Annotated in this window: 13 protein-coding genes; 6 read left to right on the top strand and 7 right to left on the bottom strand. The window is 73.4% G+C overall.

Annotated features, from left to right (window positions below; genetic code table 11):
• Positions 1-19 precede the first annotated feature (19 nt).
• From OG242_RS01470 to OG242_RS01460, 3 genes are read right to left on the bottom strand one after another with little or no spacing between them, the layout of a single operon-like run.
• Positions 20-946, bottom strand: a complete 927-nt coding sequence (locus OG242_RS01470; protein ID WP_405896378.1) for an ADP-ribosylglycohydrolase family protein — start codon at positions 944-946, stop codon at positions 20-22.
• A 37-nt stretch (positions 947-983) separates the two neighbouring features.
• Complete coding sequence (locus OG242_RS01465; RefSeq protein ID WP_405896377.1) at positions 984-2,435, bottom strand: MFS transporter; 1,452 nt, start codon at positions 2,433-2,435, stop codon at positions 984-986.
• Entirely contained in the window at positions 2,432-3,676 is a 1,245-nt protein-coding gene (locus OG242_RS01460) for a M20 family metallopeptidase (protein ID WP_405896376.1), read from the bottom strand. The genes OG242_RS01465 and OG242_RS01460 overlap by 4 nt, the downstream gene beginning before the upstream one ends.
• Before the next feature lie 124 nt (positions 3,677-3,800).
• Here OG242_RS01460 and OG242_RS01455 point away from each other — a divergent pair, with 124 nt between their 5' ends.
• From OG242_RS01455 to OG242_RS01445, 3 genes are all read left to right on the top strand, one after another.
• Positions 3,801-4,865, top strand: a complete 1,065-nt coding sequence (locus tag OG242_RS01455; protein ID WP_405896375.1) for an Lrp/AsnC family transcriptional regulator — start codon at positions 3,801-3,803, stop codon at positions 4,863-4,865.
• A gap of 100 nt (positions 4,866-4,965) precedes the next feature.
• A complete protein-coding gene (locus OG242_RS01450; RefSeq protein WP_405896374.1) occupies positions 4,966-5,853 on the top strand; it encodes an oxygenase MpaB family protein in 888 nt (295 codons plus the stop codon).
• A gap of 29 nt (positions 5,854-5,882) precedes the next feature.
• Positions 5,883-7,973, top strand: coding sequence for a protein kinase domain-containing protein (locus OG242_RS01445; protein WP_405896373.1), 2,091 nt, complete (start codon positions 5,883-5,885; stop codon positions 7,971-7,973).
• A gap of 4 nt (positions 7,974-7,977) precedes the next feature.
• Here OG242_RS01445 and OG242_RS01440 read toward each other — a convergent pair whose 3' ends face one another.
• Positions 7,978-9,804 (bottom strand): serine hydrolase, encoded by a 1,827-nt coding sequence (locus OG242_RS01440; RefSeq protein WP_405896372.1) that lies wholly within the window; start codon positions 9,802-9,804, stop codon positions 7,978-7,980.
• 176 nt (positions 9,805-9,980) lie between these two features.
• Between OG242_RS01440 and OG242_RS01435 the strand changes: the two genes are divergently transcribed.
• Complete coding sequence (locus OG242_RS01435) at positions 9,981-11,480, top strand: acyl-CoA synthetase (RefSeq protein ID WP_405896371.1); 1,500 nt, start codon at positions 9,981-9,983, stop codon at positions 11,478-11,480.
• Positions 11,481-11,498: 18 nt separating this feature from the next.
• Here OG242_RS01435 and OG242_RS01430 read toward each other — a convergent pair whose 3' ends face one another.
• Together OG242_RS01430 and paaK are read right to left on the bottom strand one after the other, a co-directional pair.
• Complete coding sequence (locus tag OG242_RS01430) at positions 11,499-12,287, bottom strand: SAM-dependent methyltransferase (protein WP_405896370.1); 789 nt, start codon at positions 12,285-12,287, stop codon at positions 11,499-11,501.
• Positions 12,288-12,379: 92 nt separating this feature from the next.
• On the bottom strand, positions 12,380-13,663 hold the full coding sequence (paaK, locus tag OG242_RS01425; protein ID WP_405896369.1) for a phenylacetate--CoA ligase PaaK: 1,284 nt from the start codon (positions 13,661-13,663) through the stop codon (positions 12,380-12,382).
• 182 nt (positions 13,664-13,845) lie between these two features.
• On the opposite strand from paaK, the gene OG242_RS01420 reads away from it, so the two are divergent.
• Positions 13,846-15,366, top strand: coding sequence for an alpha/beta fold hydrolase (locus tag OG242_RS01420; RefSeq protein ID WP_405896368.1), 1,521 nt, complete (start codon positions 13,846-13,848; stop codon positions 15,364-15,366).
• Between the two features lie 19 nt (positions 15,367-15,385).
• On the opposite strand, the gene OG242_RS01415 is transcribed toward OG242_RS01420, so the two are convergent.
• Positions 15,386-17,014, bottom strand: a complete 1,629-nt coding sequence (locus OG242_RS01415) for an FAD-dependent oxidoreductase (protein ID WP_405896367.1) — start codon at positions 17,012-17,014, stop codon at positions 15,386-15,388.
• A gap of 196 nt (positions 17,015-17,210) precedes the next feature.
• Between OG242_RS01415 and OG242_RS01410 the strand changes: the two genes are divergently transcribed.
• Positions 17,211-18,332, top strand: a complete 1,122-nt coding sequence (locus tag OG242_RS01410) for a SchA/CurD-like domain-containing protein (RefSeq protein WP_405896366.1) — start codon at positions 17,211-17,213, stop codon at positions 18,330-18,332.
• The last annotated feature ends 1 nt before the right edge of the window (position 18,333 follow it).

Raw genomic sequence — 18,333 nt, 5'->3', positions numbered from 1 at the left:
CGGGGCGCGGCGGCGCCGCTCAGATGCCGGATCCGGGCTCCGGGAGGAGACGGGGGAGCGGTTCGCGGGACGTGTGCCAGGCCGGCGGCAGGGCCGTGACGCCCGTGCGGGCCGCGATGACGCCGCCCGCCATCGCGCACGTGGTGTCGATGTCGCCGCGGCCCTCGACCGTGCGCCACAGGCCCTCCTCCAGATCGTCCAGGTGGCCCGCCGCGCACCAGAGCGCGAAGGGCACGGTGTCCGGCCCGGACATCCGGTAGCCCGAGCCCAGGACCTCCGCGGCGTGGCGGAGGGAGGTGTGGGCCGGCATCCGGGACGCGATGCGCAGGCCCGAGCGGACGTCGCTGTCGGGGAGGAGGGCGGCGACCTCCTGGAGGAACTCCGCGCGCTCCGGAGCCGGGCCGCCCCGGCTGCGGGTGGCCAGGGCCGCCGCGAGGGCGACCGCCACCGCACCGGCGGTCGCCTCGGGGTGGCTGTGCGAGACCATGCTCTGGCGGGCGGCCTGTTCGGCGGCCGTGTCCAGGTCGTCGGCGTGCCAGGCGCCGAGCGGGGCGACGCGCATCGCCGCGCCGTTGCCCCAGGAGCCCATGCCCTCGAACTGCGCGGTCACCACCGGTTCCCAGGGCTCGCCCGCGCCGATCCGGCGGAGCACGTCGTGCATGGAGGCACCATAGCCGCGGTGCGTGTCGGCGGCGTACTCCTCGGCCAGGCGCACGGCGAACCGGTCCTGGTCCACGATGCCGCCGCCCTCGGCGAGTTCGCGGACGAGGACCAGGGCCTGGGCCGTGTCGTCGCTCCACCGCCACACCGGCTCCGGCGGCAGGGCGCGCGCTTCCAGGGCCTCCGTGCCCTCGCGGCGCAGGATGCCGAACCAGCGGTCACCGAAGGCATCACCGAAGGCGAGGCCGGACAGCGAATCCAGTACGGGGGCGGGGAGATCACTCATCGCAGCAGTATGACAAGGCGGCGGTCCGCCCCGCCGGTCAGTCCGCCGTCCCGCGCCGCGCGAAGGCCGCCGCCGCGGCCGCGCCCAGGGACAGCAGCGCGCACAGCAGCCAGACCGTGACGTACCCCGACTCGCTCGCCGCCTCCTCGGCTTCGGCGACGGCGCTCCCCGTCTCCGTCGCCGGGGTCGCCAGGATGACGGCGATGACGGCTCCGGCGATCGCGCCGCCCAGGGTCTTCACGTTGTTGTACAGGGCCGTCGTGATCCCCGTACGGGAAGGAGCGCCGGCCTCGGCGATCACCGTGGGCAGCGCGCCCAGCGCCACGCCGATGCCCGCCCCGGCCAGCACCTTGGCCGCCACCAGCTGCCAGATCGCCGTGTGGAACGCGGCGGTGGCCAGGAAGCTCGCACCGATCAGGGCGAACGAGGCGATCAGCGCGGAGCGGTAGCCGAGGCGTCCCGCGATGCGGGCGGTCAGCGAGGAGCCGATGACGGCCGCGACGCCGGCGGGCAGGATGATCAGCGAGATGGCGAGGGCGGAGAGCCCGAAGCCGTAACCGGTCACCTCCGGGTCCGCCGCCAGGAAGGTGGAGTCCGGGGCCATGCTGCCGAAGTAGACGACACCGAAGGCCGCCGCGCACAGGAAGTACGGGGCGACGCTGCGGTCGGCCAGCGCCCGCAGGTCCACCAGCGGATCGGGCACCCGCAGCTCGCGTACGGCCCACACGGCGCCCGTCAGCAGCGCGAGCGGTATCGGGACGAGCACCGCGCCGGACAGCAGCGGACCGCTCTTCGCCGCCGAGATCCCCGCGAGCAGAAGGATCATGGCCAGGCTCAGCAGGCCCACGCCCGGCCAGTCGAGCCGCGCGCCGGGCGTCCGCGTGGACTCCGGGATCGAGAGGAACGAGACCGGCACGCACAGCACCGCCAGCACGGCCGGCAGGAGCAGGGTGATCCGTACGTCGCCCGTCGCCTTGTGCGCCAGGCCCATGACCACCCCGCCGAGCAGCGTCCCGAGGGTGAGCGCCCCGACGAGGCGTGCGATGGCGCCGCGGGCGCGTTCCACGGAGAGCCGGTCGCGTACGAGAGCGATCTCCAGGGGCAGCAGGGCGGCGAGCGGGCCGAGCAGCACCCGGCCGGCCAGCAGCACGGGCAGCGACGGGGCGAACGCCACCAGCAGCGAGCCGACGGCGACACAGATCAGCGAGACCCGCAGCATGAGGCGGTGTCCGTACACATCGCCGAGCCGGCCGAACGCGGGCACGGACACCGCGGCGGCGAGCAGTTGGGCGGCGACGACCCAGTTGAGGTCGGCGTCGGCCATCCCCAGCTCCGTGCCGATGTCCGGCAGCAGCGGGGCGATGCCGCCCTGGAGGAATCCGCTGGTCATCTCGAAGAGGACCAGGAGCCCCACGACCGCGCCGACGGACGCGGACGGCGGGGGAGCGGCCCCGGCGGAGGCGGGCCGCGCGGACTCGGTTGTGCTCATGAAGCCTCCTCAGTGGTCACGCCGGCGGCTCGGACGGCCGACTGGTCCGCAGCCTGCCGGAGGCGGCTCGCGGCAAGCCCGGCCAGCAGCAGAGCGGCGTCCGCCACCGACCGGTCGTCGTAGACCGCCTGCGCGGAGTGGTTCATCGGCGCGGCCGCCGGATCGCGGCCGGGCGGGCACGCGCCGAGGCCCAGAAACGCCCCCGGCACCTCGCGCAGCACGTACGAGAAGTCCTCGGAGCCGGCCATCGGGCGCGGCGCCTCGAAGACCTGCGTGGCACCCAGGAGCTCCCGCGCGGTGCGCAGGGCGAACGCGGCCTCGGTGGCGTCGTTCACGGTGACCGGGTAGCCGTCCCGGTAATCGACGCCGACGCCCAGGCCGTGCGCGGCGGCGATCCCGCGCACGGTCCGCTCGACCCCGGCCCGGACGCGGGCCCGGGTCTCCTCGGAGAACGAACGGATGGTGGCGGTGAATTCGGCGGTCCCGGGAATGACGTTGCCGGCCGAACCGGCGTGCAGCGAACCGACCGTGATGACGGCCGGGTCGAAGATGTCCACGGTGCGCGTGACCATCGTCTGGAGCGCCGTCACCATCTCGCAGACCGCCGGCACCGGGTCCTGGGCCAGGTGCGGCGACGAGCCGTGGCCGCCGGCCCCCGTCACGCGGACGGTCACGTCGTCGGAGGCGGCGAGCACCGGGCCCGGCCGTACGGCGGCCGTGCCGGCGGGCAGCACCGCCGAGGTGACGTGCAGCGCGTACGCGGCGACGGCCCGGGAACCCGCGGCGTCGAGCACGCCCTCGTCGATCATCAGCCGGGCACCGTCCATGCCCTCCTCGCCGGGCTGGAACATGAACACCACGTCGCCCGCCAGCTCCTCGCGCCGCGCGGCCAGCAGCCGGGCGGCCCCCACCAGACCGGCGGTGTGCACGTCGTGGCCGCAGGCGTGCATCCGGCCGGGCACGTCGGATGCGTACGGCACACCGCTGTCCTCCTGTACGGGCAGCGCGTCCATGTCGCCGCGCAGCAGCACGGCGGGGCCGGGCAGGCCGCCGCGCAGCACGGCGGTGACCGAGGTGAGCTTCTCGCCCGTCGTGATCTCCAGAGGCAGCCCGGCCAGGGCGTCCAGGACGGTCTGCTGAGTACGGGGGAGGTCGAGGCCGAGTTCCGGCTGCCGGTGCAGCGCGTGGCGCAGCCGGACCAGGGAGTCTTCGATGGCGAGGGCGTCAGTGCGTTCGAACATGCCTGGTATGGTGCCGATCCGGCCGATCGGACCGGCCGCCGTGCAGGTATCCTCCGAATGAGCCAGATCGATTGCCGACAACCACCGGTCCGGCCGACGCCACAACCACCCTGGAGGGCGGCCCGTGCTCGACGAACTCGACCTGCTGCTCGTCACCGCGCTCCAGATCGCGCCGCGCGCGGACTGGCGGACCATCGGAGACGTCCTGGACATCGACGCCTCGACGGTCGCCCGGCGCTGGGCCCGGCTCACCCAGGCCGGCCACGCCTGGATCGGCGTGCACCCGGCCGTCGCGGCGATCAGCCCGGAATCCCCGGCCCTGGTGGCGTTCATCGAGGTCGACTGCGTCTCCGGGCGGCTGCACGAGGTGGCCGGCCACATCGCGGACGACCCGCACGTCTTCAACCTGGAGCACGTCAGCGGCAGCCGGGACCTCCTGGTCACGGCGGTCTTCACGGACAACGCCCAACTGGCCCGGTACGTCGGTTTCCGCCTCGGCGCCCTCGACGGCGTCGCGTCCTCCCGCACCCAGGTCGCCACCACCCTGCACACCGAGGGCAGCCGCTGGCGGCTCGACCGCCTCACCGAGGAGCAGCGCCGCAAGCTCGCCCCGCTGGCCCCGAACCGGCAGCCCACCCGCACCGTTCCCGAACGCGACCTCGAACTGGTCCGCGTCCTGGGCGAGGACCCGCGCCGGTCCGTCGCCCACCTCGCGGAGTGCACCGGGCTGAGCCCCACGACCGTCCGCCGCCGCCTCGACCGCCTGGACGCCGACCGGGCGCTCGCCTACCGCTGCGAGGTGGCGCGGTCGCTCTCCGGCTGGCCGGTCTCGGTCTCGTACTGGGCGGCGGTGCCGCAGAGCCGGGCGCCCCAGCTCGCCAAGAGCATCAGCCAGGTCCGCGAGATCCGGCTCTGCGCATCCCTGACCGGCCCGCACAATCTGCTCCTGGCCGCCTGGCTGCGCTCGGTCGACGACATCGGCGCCTTCGAGGCCCGGCTCACCGCCCGCCACCCCGAACTGACTGTCGCCGACCGGGCACTCACGCTCTGGCCGATGAAGCTCGCCGGCCACCTCCTCGACCCCCACGGCCGCCATCTGCGGGCCGTGCCCCTGACCAGCTGGGAGGACACGCGATCCGACACCGCGGAGGCGGCCCTCCTGGACCGCCTCCGGACGCCTCCCGGGTGACGGCTCCCGTCGTGGGGTCCCCACCGAGCCCGCGCCCGGCCAGACTGGAAGCGTCCGGGCGGCCCGGAGCAGGGCCGCCGCCCAGCGGAGGGACACGCACATGACGGACGCCGACCCCGGGCTCTTCGGACCCGCATCGGTCACCTGGCAGCTGCACGGCGACCCGATGATGTGGATCGCCGGGGTGCGCGCCCTCTACCTCCAGGCGCTCCACCCGCTCGCCGTGCGCGGCGTGATGCAGAACTCCGACTTCCGCGAGGACGCCTGGGGCCGGCTCATGCGCACGGCGGGGTTCGTCGGCACCATCACGTACGGCACCACCGAGGCCGCCGAGAAGGCGGGCGCCCGGGTCCGCAAGATCCACCGGCACCTGAAGGTCACCGACCCGGCGACCGGCCGCATCCACGGCGTGGACGAGCCCGAGCTGCTGCTGTGGGTCCACTGCGCCGAGGCCGACTCCTACCTCCAGGTCCTGCGCCGCTCCGGCTACCCGCTCACCGCCCGGCAGGCGGACCAGTACATCGACGAACACCGGCACAGCGCCCGCCTCGTCGGCCTCGACCCGGACGACGTGCCCGCCACGGCCGCCGAGATGGCCGGCTACTTCGCCCGCGTACGGCCGCGGCTCGCCCGGACCCCGGAGGCGCAGGACGTCGACGGTTTCCTGCGCCGGCCACCCGTACCGCCCCTCCTCGTACCGGCGCGGGCCCTGCTGTGGCGGCGCGTGGCCACCCTCGCCTACCAGTCGCTGCCGCCGTTCGCCCATGAGCTGTACGGCAGGACGGCACCGCCGCCCGCCGCCGTCGACCGCCGGCTGCGGGCCACCGGGGCCCTCCTGCGCGCAGTGCCCGCCCGGCTGCGATGGCGCCTTCCGCCAGGTCACATCATGAACGCGATGGCCCGGCTCGGACCCGCCGTCCGCCCCACCCCGTACACACTGAAGAAGCAGGCAGCCATACTGGACGGGCCGGGGAGGGCACGGCGGTAGCAGGCGGAACGACGGGGGCGGCAAGAGGGATGGCGGAAACCAGGCTGATCCAGAGCCGGTACCGGCTGCTCGACCTGATCGGGCGCGGCGGCATGGGCGAGGTCTGGCGCGCCCGCGACGAGGCGCTGGGCCGCCAGGTCGCCGTCAAGTGCCTCAAGCCCATGAGCGCCCAGCACGACGAGGACCACACCCGCATCGTCCGCGAACGCTTCCGCCGCGAGGCCCGGGTCGCCGCCGCCCTCCAGCACCGGGGCGTCACCGTCGTCCACGACTTCGGCGAGTACGAGGGCGTGCTCTACCTCGTGATGGAGCTGCTCGACGGCCGCAACCTCAGCCAGCTCCTGGAGGACAACGAGCAGCACCCGCTGCCGGTCGACGACATCGTGGACATCGCCGAACAGGTCGCCGACGCGCTCGGCTACACCCACCAGCAGGGCATCGTCCACCGCGACCTCAAGCCCGCCAACATCATGCGGCTGTCCGACGGGACGGTGAAGATCTGCGACTTCGGCATCGCCAGGCCCGGCCACGGCATCCCCGTCACCTCCCGGCTCACCGGCGTCGGCGTCGCCATGGGCACCCCGCACTACATGTCGCCGGAGCAGATCAGCGGCGGCCAGGTCGACCACCGCAGCGACCTCTACTCGCTGGGCTGCGTGCTGTACGAGATCGCCACAGGCGCCCCGCCCTTCGACCTTGAGGACTCCTGGGGCATTCTCGTCGGCCACCGCGACACCCCGCCCGAGCCGCCACGCTCCCACCGCGCCGAACTGCCCGGGTTCTTCGACCGGGTGGTCCTGGACCTGCTCGCCAAGACCCCGGAGGAGCGCCCGGCCGACGCCCACGACCTGCGCCGCCGCATCGCCGTCGGCCGCACCGGCGAGCATCCCTTCATCGAGCCGACCGGCCAGGTGCCGCTCGCCCCGCCCGCCCCCGTCGCCCTGCCCGGCCGGCCCACCACCCGGCCGCTGCCCGCCTGGGCGCACACGATGACCGGCGGCCACAAGGCGACGGGCGCGGTGGCCCCCTTGGCGCCGCCCGACCACTCGGCGGGCCTGACCCTCAGCTGGACCACCGGCGCCGGACCGGGCCCCGCCCCTGTCACCGGCAGTCAGGCCGTGGGCGCCGGCCCCGGCCGCAGGGGCCGCGCGGAGAGCGCACTGCGCGAGTTCGGCCGCCTCGCCGAGGACCGCGCCCACACCCTCGGCTCCGACCACCGCGAGACCCTCGCCGCGCGGCAGCAGGTGGCGTACGCGCTCGGCCGTCTCGGCCGGCACACCGAGGCCCACGAGCTCCACGCCGCCGTGCTCGTGTCGCAGGAGCGCGCGACGGGCCCCGATCACCCCGACACCCTGCGCTGCCGCCACAACCTGGCCTTCAGCCTCAGCAGACTGGGACGCCTGGAGGACTCGTACCGCATGGCCCGCGACGTGGCCGCGGCCCGCGCCCGGGTCCTGGGGGCCGACCACCCCGACACCCTGGTCACGCTCTACGAGGTCGGCTACGCGCTGGGGCGGCTCGGCCGGTGGACCGAGGCGCTGCACACGTACCGGCAGGTCGCCGGGGCACGGACCGGGCTGCTGGGGCCGGACCACCCCGACACCCTCGCCACCCGCTACGAGATCGGGATCAGCCTGGGGCGCCTCGGTCACAGCGTCGACGCGCTGGAGCTGTACCGCGCGCTCGTCGCCGACCGCACCCGGGTCAACGGCCCCCACGACCCGGAGACCCTGCGCGCCCGCCACGGACTGGGCGTCAACCTCGGCCGGCTCGCCCGCTGGGACGAGGCCCTGGCGGAGGCGCAGGCGGTGTGCGCCGCCCGGGAAGGCGTCCTCGGCCCGGACCACCCCGACACCCTCGTCAGCCGCCGCGAGGTCGCCGTCGCCCTCGGCTGGCTGGGCCGCTGGACCGACGCGCTCACCGTCTACCGGCAGGTCGCCGACGCCCGGACCCGGCTGCTGGGCGCCGCCCACCCCGACAGCCTCGCCGGCCGCGACGACGAGGCGCACTGCCTCGAACAGCTCGGCCGCACCCGCGAGGCGGCCGACCTCTACCGCGAGGTGGCCGCGCTCCGGCAGCGGGGCGGACGGCCGGGCCCGCCCGCCCCGCGGTCGTGGTGAGCCGTCAGCCGGCCGACGCGGCCCAGCCGTCGGCCTCGATGCGGCGGGCGTCCGAGGGCCGGTTCTCGTCGAAGACCGTACGCCTGCCGTCCTCGACCTTGATCGCGTCCACGTACACCCCCCGGCCCACGTACAGCTGGTCCGTGGTGTAGCGCCACCTGAGGCGGACCTCGGTGCCGCGCCCGCCGGTGAGAGCGGCTTCGAGGCGGTGCCAGACCCGGCCCGACCAGCCGGAGAGCGAGCCGTCCGGGTGCGACTCGGTCTCGGGGCGGCGTCCCTCCGCCGGGGTGGTGGTGAACGGGACCGGCTGCCAGGTGGCGCCGGCGTCCGTCGACGCCTCCAGGTGCAGGAAGTCGGAGGCCGGTTCGGTGTCCCACCACAGCGCACAGCTCAGCCGGGCGCGCGACGAGGCGAGCGGCAGCGGCGGCAGTGCCAGGGTGGCCGTGGCGGCGCTCGCCATGCCGGAGAACCAGGCCGTACGCCCCCGGGCCGGGCGCACCGCGACCGCCCGCGCCATCTGGTTGGCGGTGGCGACACGCGGCGCGCTGCCGGACCGCCAGGAGCGCACCGGGTGCACCGAGTTGCCCAGCACGATCAGGAACGAGTCCGTGGTCGGGTCCAGCACCAGACTGGTCCCGGTGAAGCCGGTGTGCCCCGCCGTCCGGGGCGTGGCCATGGCGCCCATGTACCAGTGCTGGTAGAGCTCGAAGCCCAGACCGTGCTCGTCCCCGGGGAACGCCGTGTTGAAGTCGGTGAACAGCAGGTCGACCGAGCCCTCCGAGAGGATGCGGGCCCGGCCGTAGACCCCGCCGTTGAGCAGGGTGCGCGCGAGGACGGCGAGGTCCCAGGCGCAGGAGAACACCCCGGCGTGCCCGGCGACGCCGTCCAGGCTGTACGCGTTCTCGTCGTGCACCTCGCCCCAGACCAGGCCGCGGTCGAGACCGGACCAGGGGAGCCGGGCGTCCTCGGTCGCGGCGATCTTCGGCTTCCAGGAGGCCGGCGGGTTGTACCGGGTGCGGTGCATCCCGAGGGGAGCGGTGATCCGCTCGCGCAGCAGGACGTCCAGGGTGCGGCCGGTCAGCTTCTCCAGGACCAGCTGGAGCGAGATCAGGTTGAGGTCGGAGTAGAGGTAGACCGTGCCCGGCGGGTTGGCCGGCACCTCCTCCCACAGCAGCTCCAGCTTCCCTTCCCGGGTGGGCGCGCTGTAGAGCGGGATCCACGCGGTGAACCCCGACGTGTGCGTGAGCAGCTGACGGATCGTGATGTCCTGCTTGCCACCGCCCGCGAACTCCGGGAGGTAGGAGGCGACCGTCGCCTCCAGCTCCAGCGTGCCGCGTTCGATCTGCTGCACGGCCAGGATCGAGGTGAACAGCTTGGAGACCGACGCCAGGTCGAAGACCGTGTCCTCGGCCATCGCGATCTGCTGGTCCGCGGGGAACTCCACACCGGTGTCGGTGGTCTCGTCGTACGCCGAGTAGCGCACGGCCTTGCCGATCGGACGGTGCAGTGCCACCGTCCCGCCCCGGCCCGCGAGCAGCACCGCGCCCGCGTACCACGGGTGTTTCGGCGATGCGGCCAGGTAGCGTTCCGCCTCGGTGACCAGCTGGTCGAGCGGCCCCTGCGACAGCCCGGCGCGGGAGGCCGAACCGTGCCGCAGCGTCGGCTTCGAGCCCCGGCCCGCGTGCATCCCCGGCGACTCCGTCCCCGACTCCGTGGCAGACGCCGTGCCCGCGAACGGGATGGGCGCCAGGGCGAGTGCCCCGCCCAGGGCCAGCATCCCACCACCGAGCCTCCGCCGGCTGATGTCCCCGGCCGCCGTGTCCTTCGTCATGCACAACCCCTTCTCGCTGCCTGAAAGTAACTTTCGAAATATCTTCCGAGTGTGAAACTTCCTGCCGAGCAGAGAGTACTGTCAGGTTCCGCCGCTCCGAAGGGGTGGGAGCCGGAAAGAATCTGATGCCACGTCAGGCCCTTGACCGCAGGGCCCCGGCCGCACAGGATCACGCCATGACCGGTGTACGCAGCAGCACAGTCGACGGCGTCGTGACCCGCAGCGCACGGCGCACCCCCGAACGCACCGCCCTGCGGTACGCCGGCCGGGCCTGGACCTACCGTGAGCTCGACGAGGCGGTCACCACCGCGGCCGCCGTGCTCACCGAGGGCCACGCGCTGCACCCGGGGGACCGGGTCGCCGCCTACGCGCACAACTCCGACGCGTACCTCATCGCCTTCCTCGCCTGCGCCCGCGCCGGGCTCGTCCATGTGCCCGTCAACCAGAACCTCACCGGCGACGACCTGGCGTACGTCCTGCGGCAGTCCGGCAGCTCCCTGGTCCTCACCGACCCGGCCCTCGCGGACCGTCTCCCCGAGGGCTTCGCCGTACGGGCGCTGCGCGACGACGAGGGCTCACTCCTGGCCGAGCTGGGCACGCCGCGCCCCTTCGCCCCCGCACGCGAACCGGCCGCCGACGACCTGGTCCAGCTGCTGTACACCTCCGGGACCACCGCGCTGCCCAAGGGCGCGATGATGACGAACGGCGCCCTCGTCCACGAGTACGTCAGCGCCATCACCGCGCTCGACCTGCGCGCCGGCGACCGGCCCGTCCACGCGCTGCCGCTCTACCACTCGGCGCAGATGCACGTGTTCCTGCTGCCCTACCTCGCAGTGGGCGCCGAGAACACGGTGCTCGACGCGCCGGACGCGGCCCGGATCTTCGACCTGGTCGAGTCGGGGCGGGCGGACAGCCTCTTCGCCCCGCCCACCGTCTGGATCGGCCTCGCCAACCACCCCGAGTTCGCCACCCGCGACCTCGGCGGACTGCGCAAGGCGTACTACGGCGCGTCGATCATGCCCGTCCCCGTCCTGGAACGCCTCCGCGACCGGCTGCCCGGACTGGCCTTCTACAACTGCTTCGGGCAGAGCGAGATCGGCCCGCTGGCCACCGTGCTCGGACCGGACGAGCACGAGGGCCGGATGGACTCCTGCGGCAGACCCGTCCTCTTCGTCGAGGCGAAGGTGGTCGACGAGAGCGGCAAGGACGTCCCCGACGGCACCGCCGGCGAGGTGGTCTACCGCTCGCCCCAGCTGTGCGGCGGCTACTGGGACAAGCCGGAGGAGAGCGCGGAGGCGTTCCGGGACGGCTGGTTCCACTCCGGCGACCTGGCCGTCCGGGACGCGGAGGGCTACTTCACGGTCGTCGACCGGGTCAAGGACGTGATCAACTCCGGCGGGGTCCTCGTCGCCTCCCGGCAGGTCGAGGACGCCCTCTACACCCACCCCGCGGTCGCCGAGACGGCCGTCGTCGGGCTGCCCGACGAGCGCTGGATCGAGGCGGTCACCGCCGTCGTCGTCCTGAAGGGCGAGGCCGGCGAGGAGGAGCTGATCGCACACACCCGCGAACGGCTCGCCCACTTCAAGGCGCCCAAGCGGGTGGTGTTCATGGACGCCCTCCCGCGCAACGCCAGCGGCAAGATCCTCAAGCGCGAGCTGCGCGACCGCCTCGCCTGACGGCCGCCCGGCCGCGTCTCACCGGACGCGCCCGACCCCCGTGTAGATGGTGTCGGTGGCGTCCTGGGGCTCCGGCGCGGGCGTGCCGTGGTACCACTGCTGCGCGGGCACCAGACCCGGGTCGACCATGTCGAGCCCGTCGAAGAAGCGGGCCACCTCCGCACGGTCGCGGGGCTGCAGCGTGATGCCGCTCGACCGGTAGCGTGCGAGCGCCTCCTGGTCGACGACGAGGAAGTCCACAGTGAAGTGGGAGAGCGCCAGGCAGCTGCCCGCGGGCAGCGCGTCCACCAGGGTGCGGGTGATGCCGTACGGATCGTCCTCCTCGGCCAGGAAGTGCATCAGGGCGATCATCGAGAGCGCCACGGGCCGCTCGAAGTCCAGCACCGTACGGGCGTGGGCGAGGATCTTCTCCGGGTCGCGCACATCGGCTTCCAGGTAATCGGTGGCGCCCTCGGGGGTGCTGACGAGCAGCGCCTCCGCGTGCCGCAGGACGATCGGATCGTTGTCCGTGTAGACGATCCGGGCCGCCGGGTCGACCTCCTGGACGATCTGGTGGAGGTTCGGCCGGGTCGGGATGCCGGTCCCGATGTCGAGGAACTGGCCGATGCCCGCCCGCGCCGCCCAGCCGGCCGCCCGGTGCATGAACGCCCGGTTCTGCGCGACCCCCACCTTCGCCAGCTCCGGCATCTGCTCGCCGAGTGCCTGGTCGACGGGATAGTGGTCCTTGCCGCCCAGCAGATAGTCGTAGACGCGCGCCGGATGCGGCCTGCTGGTGTCGACCGGTGCGCCGGCCGGGCCTGCCGTCATGGTGTGCTCCCCTGTCCCTCGGTCGTTCCGGCTCATCCTGCCACAGCAACCCCATTGGACAGCAGGGGAATTGGGGCCTGTCCGCCGAGGGCCTAGGCGCGCTCGTCCACGATCCGCCGGAACTTCCCCACCGAACGCTCCAGCGTCTCCGGGTCCAGGATCTCGACGCCGACCGACACCCCGATACCGTCCTTGACCGCCGCCGCGACAGACGCGGCGGCCGCCGCCCGCTGCTCCGGCGTGGCCCCGGGCCGGGCCTCCGCCCGCACCGTCAGCACGTCGAGCCGGCCCTCGCGGGTCAGCCGCAGCTGGAAGTGCGGTGACACCCCCGGCGTACGGAGCACGATCTCCTCGATCTGCGTCGGGAAGAGGTTCACCCCGCGCAGGATGACCAGGTCGTCGCTGCGCCCGGTGACCTTCTCCATGCGCCGGAAGACGCGGGCCGTGCCGGGCAGCAGCCGGGTGAGGTCCCGCGTCCGGTACCGGACGACCGGCATGGCCTCCTTGGTCAGCGAGGTGAACACCAGCTCGCCCTGCTCCCCGTCGGGCAGCACCTCACCGGTGAACGGGTCGACCACCTCCGGATAGAAGTGGTCCTCCCAGATGTGCAGCCCGTCCTTCGTCTCCACGCACTCCTGCGCCACACCCGGGCCCATCACCTCGGACAGGCCGTAGATGTCGACCGCGTCGATCGCGAACCGCTCCTCGATCTCGCGCCGCATCTCCTGCGTCCACGGCTCGGCCCCGAAGATCCCCGCCCTCAGCGAGGTGGTCCGAGGATCGACACCCTGCCGCTCGAACTCGTCGAGGATGGTGAGCATGTACGAGGGCGTCACCATGATGATCTCGGGCCGGAAGTCCTGGATCAGCCGGACCTGGCGGGCCGTCATGCCGCCCGACGCGGGGATCACCGTACAGCCGAGCCGCTCCGCCCCGTAATGCGCACCGAGACCGCCGGTGAAAAGCCCGTATCCGTACGCCACATGGATCTTCTGTCCCGGCCGGCCGCCCGCCGCGCGGATGGAGCGGGCCACCACATCGGCCCATGTCTCCAGGTCCTTCTCCGTGTAGCCGACGACGGTCGGCCGGCCCGTCGTCCCGCTGGAGGCGTGGATGCGGCGGACCTCCTCCTCCGGCACCGCGAACATCCCGAACGGGTAGTTGTCCCGCAGATCCGCCTTCGTGGTGAAGGGGAACCGGGCCAGATCGGCGAGGGAACGGCAGTCCTCGGGGCGCAGCCCCGCGCCGTCGAATGCGGCCCGGTAGTGAGGCACATTCGCGTAGGCGTGGTGCAGCGTGGCCCGCAGCCGTTCCAGCTGGAGTGCCTCCAGCTCGTCGCGGCTCATCCGTTCCGCCGCATCCAGCAGAGCCGTCATGCGGGCCTCCCTCGCTCCGTACGCGCCGTGCGGACGACCGATCATTCGGTCGACTCCTTCCGGAGCAGTAATTCAGGATCTTGCACCGCCTGGCAAGGGCGTGACGCACATCGCTCTCCGACCCGGATACGCCCGTACCGAACACGGCTGCGTCACCCGGACGGCCCTGTTTGGATGGGGTCATGCCGACCTTCCATACGTTCGACGGAACCGAGCTCGCCTATCACCTCGTGGGGGAGGGGACACCGCTGATCTGCCTGCCGGGCGGTGCCATGCGGGCGAGCGCCTACCTCGGCACCCTCGGCGGACTGTCCGCCCACCGGCAGCTGGTCCTCCTCGATCTGCGCGGCACCGGCGACTCCGCCGTCCCCGACGACCCGGCCACCTACCGCTGCGACCGGCAGGCCGATGACGTCGAGGCCCTGCGCGCCCACCTCGGCCTGGAACGCGTCGATCTCCTCGCCCACTCCGCGGCCGGCGACCTCGCCGCCCTCTACGCCGCCCGGTATCCGGACCGGCTGCGCAACCTGGTCCTCGTCACCCCCACCACGCAGGCCGCCGGCCTCCCCGCGTCGGTGCGCGAGTCCCGCGAGGCGGCCGCCCTGCGCGCGTCGGAACCGTGGTACGAGGACGCGCTCGCCGCCCTGGAGGAGATCTGGGCCGGCCGGATGACCGGCGAACTCCGTGCCACGACAAGGCCGTTCCTCTACGGGCGCTGGGACGCCGCCGCGCAGGAGCACGCCGCCGGATCGCCCGCGCAGATCAATGCCGAGGCCGCCTCCCGGTACGCCGGGGAAGGCGCCTTCGACCCGGCCACGACGGTCCCCGCCCTGCGCACGCTGGAGGCACCGGTCCTCGTGCTGGCCGGCGAGTACGACACCATCCTGACGCCCGACCGGGCCGCCGAGCTGGCCGCACTCTTCCCGCACGCGGAGTTCGCCGTGCAGCGAGGCGCCGCGCACTTCCCGTGGATCGACGACGCGGGCGCCTTCGCCCGTACGGTCGAGGCGTTCCTCGACCCGGAGGTGCACAGCGTCCGGGCCGGCGGGATACGGCTCGCCTACCGGGTCTGGGGCGACCCGGCCGCGCCGCCGGTCGTCCTGGCCCACGGCCGGTGCGGCAACAGCGGCGACTGGGCCCACATCGCCGCCAGCCTCGCCGATGCACACCGGGTGTACGCCTTCGACTTCCGGGGCCACGGGCTCAGCGACTGGCCCGGCCGCTACTCCCTCGAGCTGTTCCGCGACGACCTGCACGGCTTCCTGGAGGCCCGCAACCTCGCCGGCGCCACCGTCGTCGGGCACTCCATGGGCGGCGCCGCGGCCTACCTGCTCGCCGGGCGTCACCCCGGACTGATCGGCCGCCTCGTCATCGAGGAGGCGCCGCCGCCGTTCCCCCTCGACCCGCCCCGCCCGGTCCCCGAACACCCCGGCGGAGAGCTGGACTTCGACTGGCCGGTCGTGCCTTCCATCGACGCCCAGCTCAACGCCCCGGACCCGGCGGGCCGCGAACTCCTCGGTGAGATCGGCGTACCCACCCTCGTCATCGGCGGCGGCCCGGGCAGCCGGATCGCGCAGGAGGACCTGGCCTGGATGGCCGGCCGCGTTCCCGGCGCCGAACTCGTCACCATCGACGCGGGTCATCTCGTACACACCGAACGACCGGAGGAATTCCTGACCGCCCTCCGGTCGTTCGGTTTGTGATCCGTCTCCTGAGGCCGCGTCAGTTCCGCTGCAACAGCGCCGCCAGGACGTCGTGCAGCGTCGCCTCGGCCTCCTCGGCGGCCGACTCCGCGCGCCAGGCGACGAAGCCGTCGGGGCGCACCAGGACCGCACCGTCCCGGCGCGTCCCGTGCGCCTCGGCCCAGTCCGCCCCGTCCTCCGGCTCCAGCTCGCCGCCCGCGCCGATGCCGAACGCGTCGAGCCGCACCCCGAGCCGGTCGGCGGCCCGGGCCGCAGCCGGCCGCCACACCGTGTCCGCGCCGTCCGCGAGCAGCACGAACGACCGCTCGTACAGGTCCAGGGTGGAGATCCGCTCCCCGGCCCGGCGCACCCACAGGTGGGGCGCCCTGCTGCCCGGTTCACCCGTCAGCCGCATCCCCTCCGGGACCACCGGCGCGTCCGGGGCCACTCCCAGCACCGCGCCCGCCGTGTAGCGGTACCCCAGCGCCACGTTCAGCATCCCGCCCCGCTTCCCGCCGCCCACCGAGGGCGGGGGAGCGTATCCGGGGTGGCTGTGCTCCTCGGACCGCGCCGACGCGCGCTCACTGGTCGCCCGGGCCACCGGCAGCCGCTCCTGCCCGTACGTCTCCAGCAGTCCACGGCCCGCCTCCCCCCGCAGCACCGCCGCCAGCTTCCACGCCAGGTTGTGCGCGTCCTGGATGCCGGTGTTGGAGCCGAACGCACCGGTGGGCGACATCTCGTGCGCCGAGTCACCGGCCAGGAACACCCGGCCGCGTGAGTACCGGTCGGCCACCCGCTCCGCCGCGTGCCACGGCGCCTTGCCCGTGATCTCCACGTCGATGTCCGGCGCGCCGACGGCGTCACGGATGTGGCGGGCGCACCGCTCGTCCGTGAAGTCCTCCAGCGTCTCGCCGCGGTCCGGCTGCCACGGGGCGTGGAACACCCACTCCCGCTCGTTGTCCACCGGCAGCAGAGCGCCCTCCGCCTCCGGGTTCGTCAGGTAGCACACGATGAATCGCCGCTCGCCCAGCACCTCGGCCAGCCCGCGCGACCTGAAGGTGACGCTCACGTTGTGGAACAGGTCGCCCGCACCCGAACGGCCGATGGCCAGCTGCTCGCGGACCGGGCTGCGCGGCCCGTCCGCCGCGATCAGGTAGTCCGCCCGCACCGTCGTGTGCTCACCGGTCTCCCGGTTCTTCAACGTTGCCGTGACACCCGAGGCGTCCGGGTCGAACGACATCATCTCCGTGGAGAACCGCAGATCACCGCCCTGCTCCCGGGCCCGCTCCAGCAGGACCGGCTCCAGGTCGTTCTGGCTGCACAGGCACCAGCCCGTCGGGCTGAACCGCGCGAGCGCCCCGCCCGGGTCGATCTCCTTGAACAGCCACTCCTGGTCCTCGCCGGTCAGCGAGCCGGCCTGGAGGATGCCGTGGTTCTCCGCCAGCACCGAAGCCGCAGCCCGGATCTCCTGCTCGACACCCGCACGGCGGAACACCTCCATCGTGCGGACGTTGTTGCCGCGGCCGCGCGGATGCGTCGAGGTGGCCGCGTGCTTCTCGACCAGCAGGTGCTCGACGCCGAGCCGACCGAGGAAAAGGGACGCGGACAGGCCCACCAGCGAGCCGCCCACGATGAGGACCGGTACATGGAGGTCGACGTTCTCGTTCATCAGTTGCTCCAGCTCCGACGCCGTACAGATGCACTGTCCATGCCCGGGCGGCGGCCGGGTCGGAGCGCTTCGGGCGGCCGCTCACCTGAACGGTGCATAAATCTCGCGTCGGGCGGACCAGCGTTTCACGATCGGTCACGGAGACGGCCGGGTCTGCCGGCATTCCTGCCTCGCCACCGTCGAAGGAGTTCACCAGATGACCACCACCCTCTCGGAACGGATCTCACAGTCCGCCTTCGACGGATCCCGGCTGCGCGTCGTGCTGCTGCTGGACCTGCACGACGGCGCCCAGAAGCAGTTCCTGGAGGCGTACGAGCACATGCGCAACCAGGTCGCCTCCACCCCCGGCCACATCAGCGACCAGCTGTGCCAGTCCATCGAGAACCCCTCGCAGTGGCTGATCACCAGCGAGTGGGAGAGCGCCCCGCCCTTCCTCGCCTGGGTGAACAGCGAGGAACACGTCGCGACCGTGCAGCCCCTGCACAGCTGCGTACGCGACACCCGGTCGCTGCGCTTCAGCGTCCTGCGCGAGACCGGCAAGGGCTTCGAGACCGTCCCCGACCCGGTCAGGGGCAGCCTCCAGACCTCCCCGCGCCTCGGCGACGGCGTCGTACGCCACGCGCTCACCTTCACGGTGAAGCCCGGCACCGAGGACATCGTGGCCAAGCTCCTCGCCGACTACGAGTCGCCCCGCTCCCGCGTCGACGACCACACCCGGCTGCGCCGCACCTCGCTCTTCATGCACGGCAACCGGGTCGTGCGCGCCGTCGAGGTCGAGGGCGATCTCATGGCCGCGCTGCGCCACGTCTCCCGCCAGCCCGAGATCCGCGCCGTCGAGGAGGCCATCAACCCCTACCTCGAACAGGACCGGGACCTCTCCGACCCCGACTCCGCCCGGATGTTCTTCACCCGCGCCGCCCTGCCGACCGTGCACCACGTCTCGGCCGGCCGCCTCGACCCCGGCAGCCTGAAGCGGCACGCCGTGGTCTACCAGGCCAAGGAGGGCTGCGGCATGGCCCTGGCCCGCCTCCTGGCCGGACACGACGAGGAGGCCGCCGACGACACCGGCAGCCCCATCGACAGCAGCACCATCTTCCAGCGCGACGACGTCGTCGTCCGCCTCCTGGAGGCGAGCGGCCCGCTCGACGCCCAGCCCGCCCAGGCGCTCGGCATCCACGGCCCCGGCAAGGCGGCCCGCCTGGCACGTCTCCTGGACGGCGAGGCCAACGCCGTGCCCGCCACCGACCAGGACGCCGCACGCTTCCTCGCCCGGTCCGAGATGCGGCTCATCACCGACCGGCGCGCCACCGATTCCTGAA

Origin of the sequence: Streptomyces sp. NBC_00727 (assembly GCF_045161745.1) — a bacterium.
Classification (GTDB): domain Bacteria; phylum Actinomycetota; class Actinomycetes; order Streptomycetales; family Streptomycetaceae; genus Streptomyces.
This window is presented reverse-complemented; position numbering and strand designations above follow the sequence as displayed.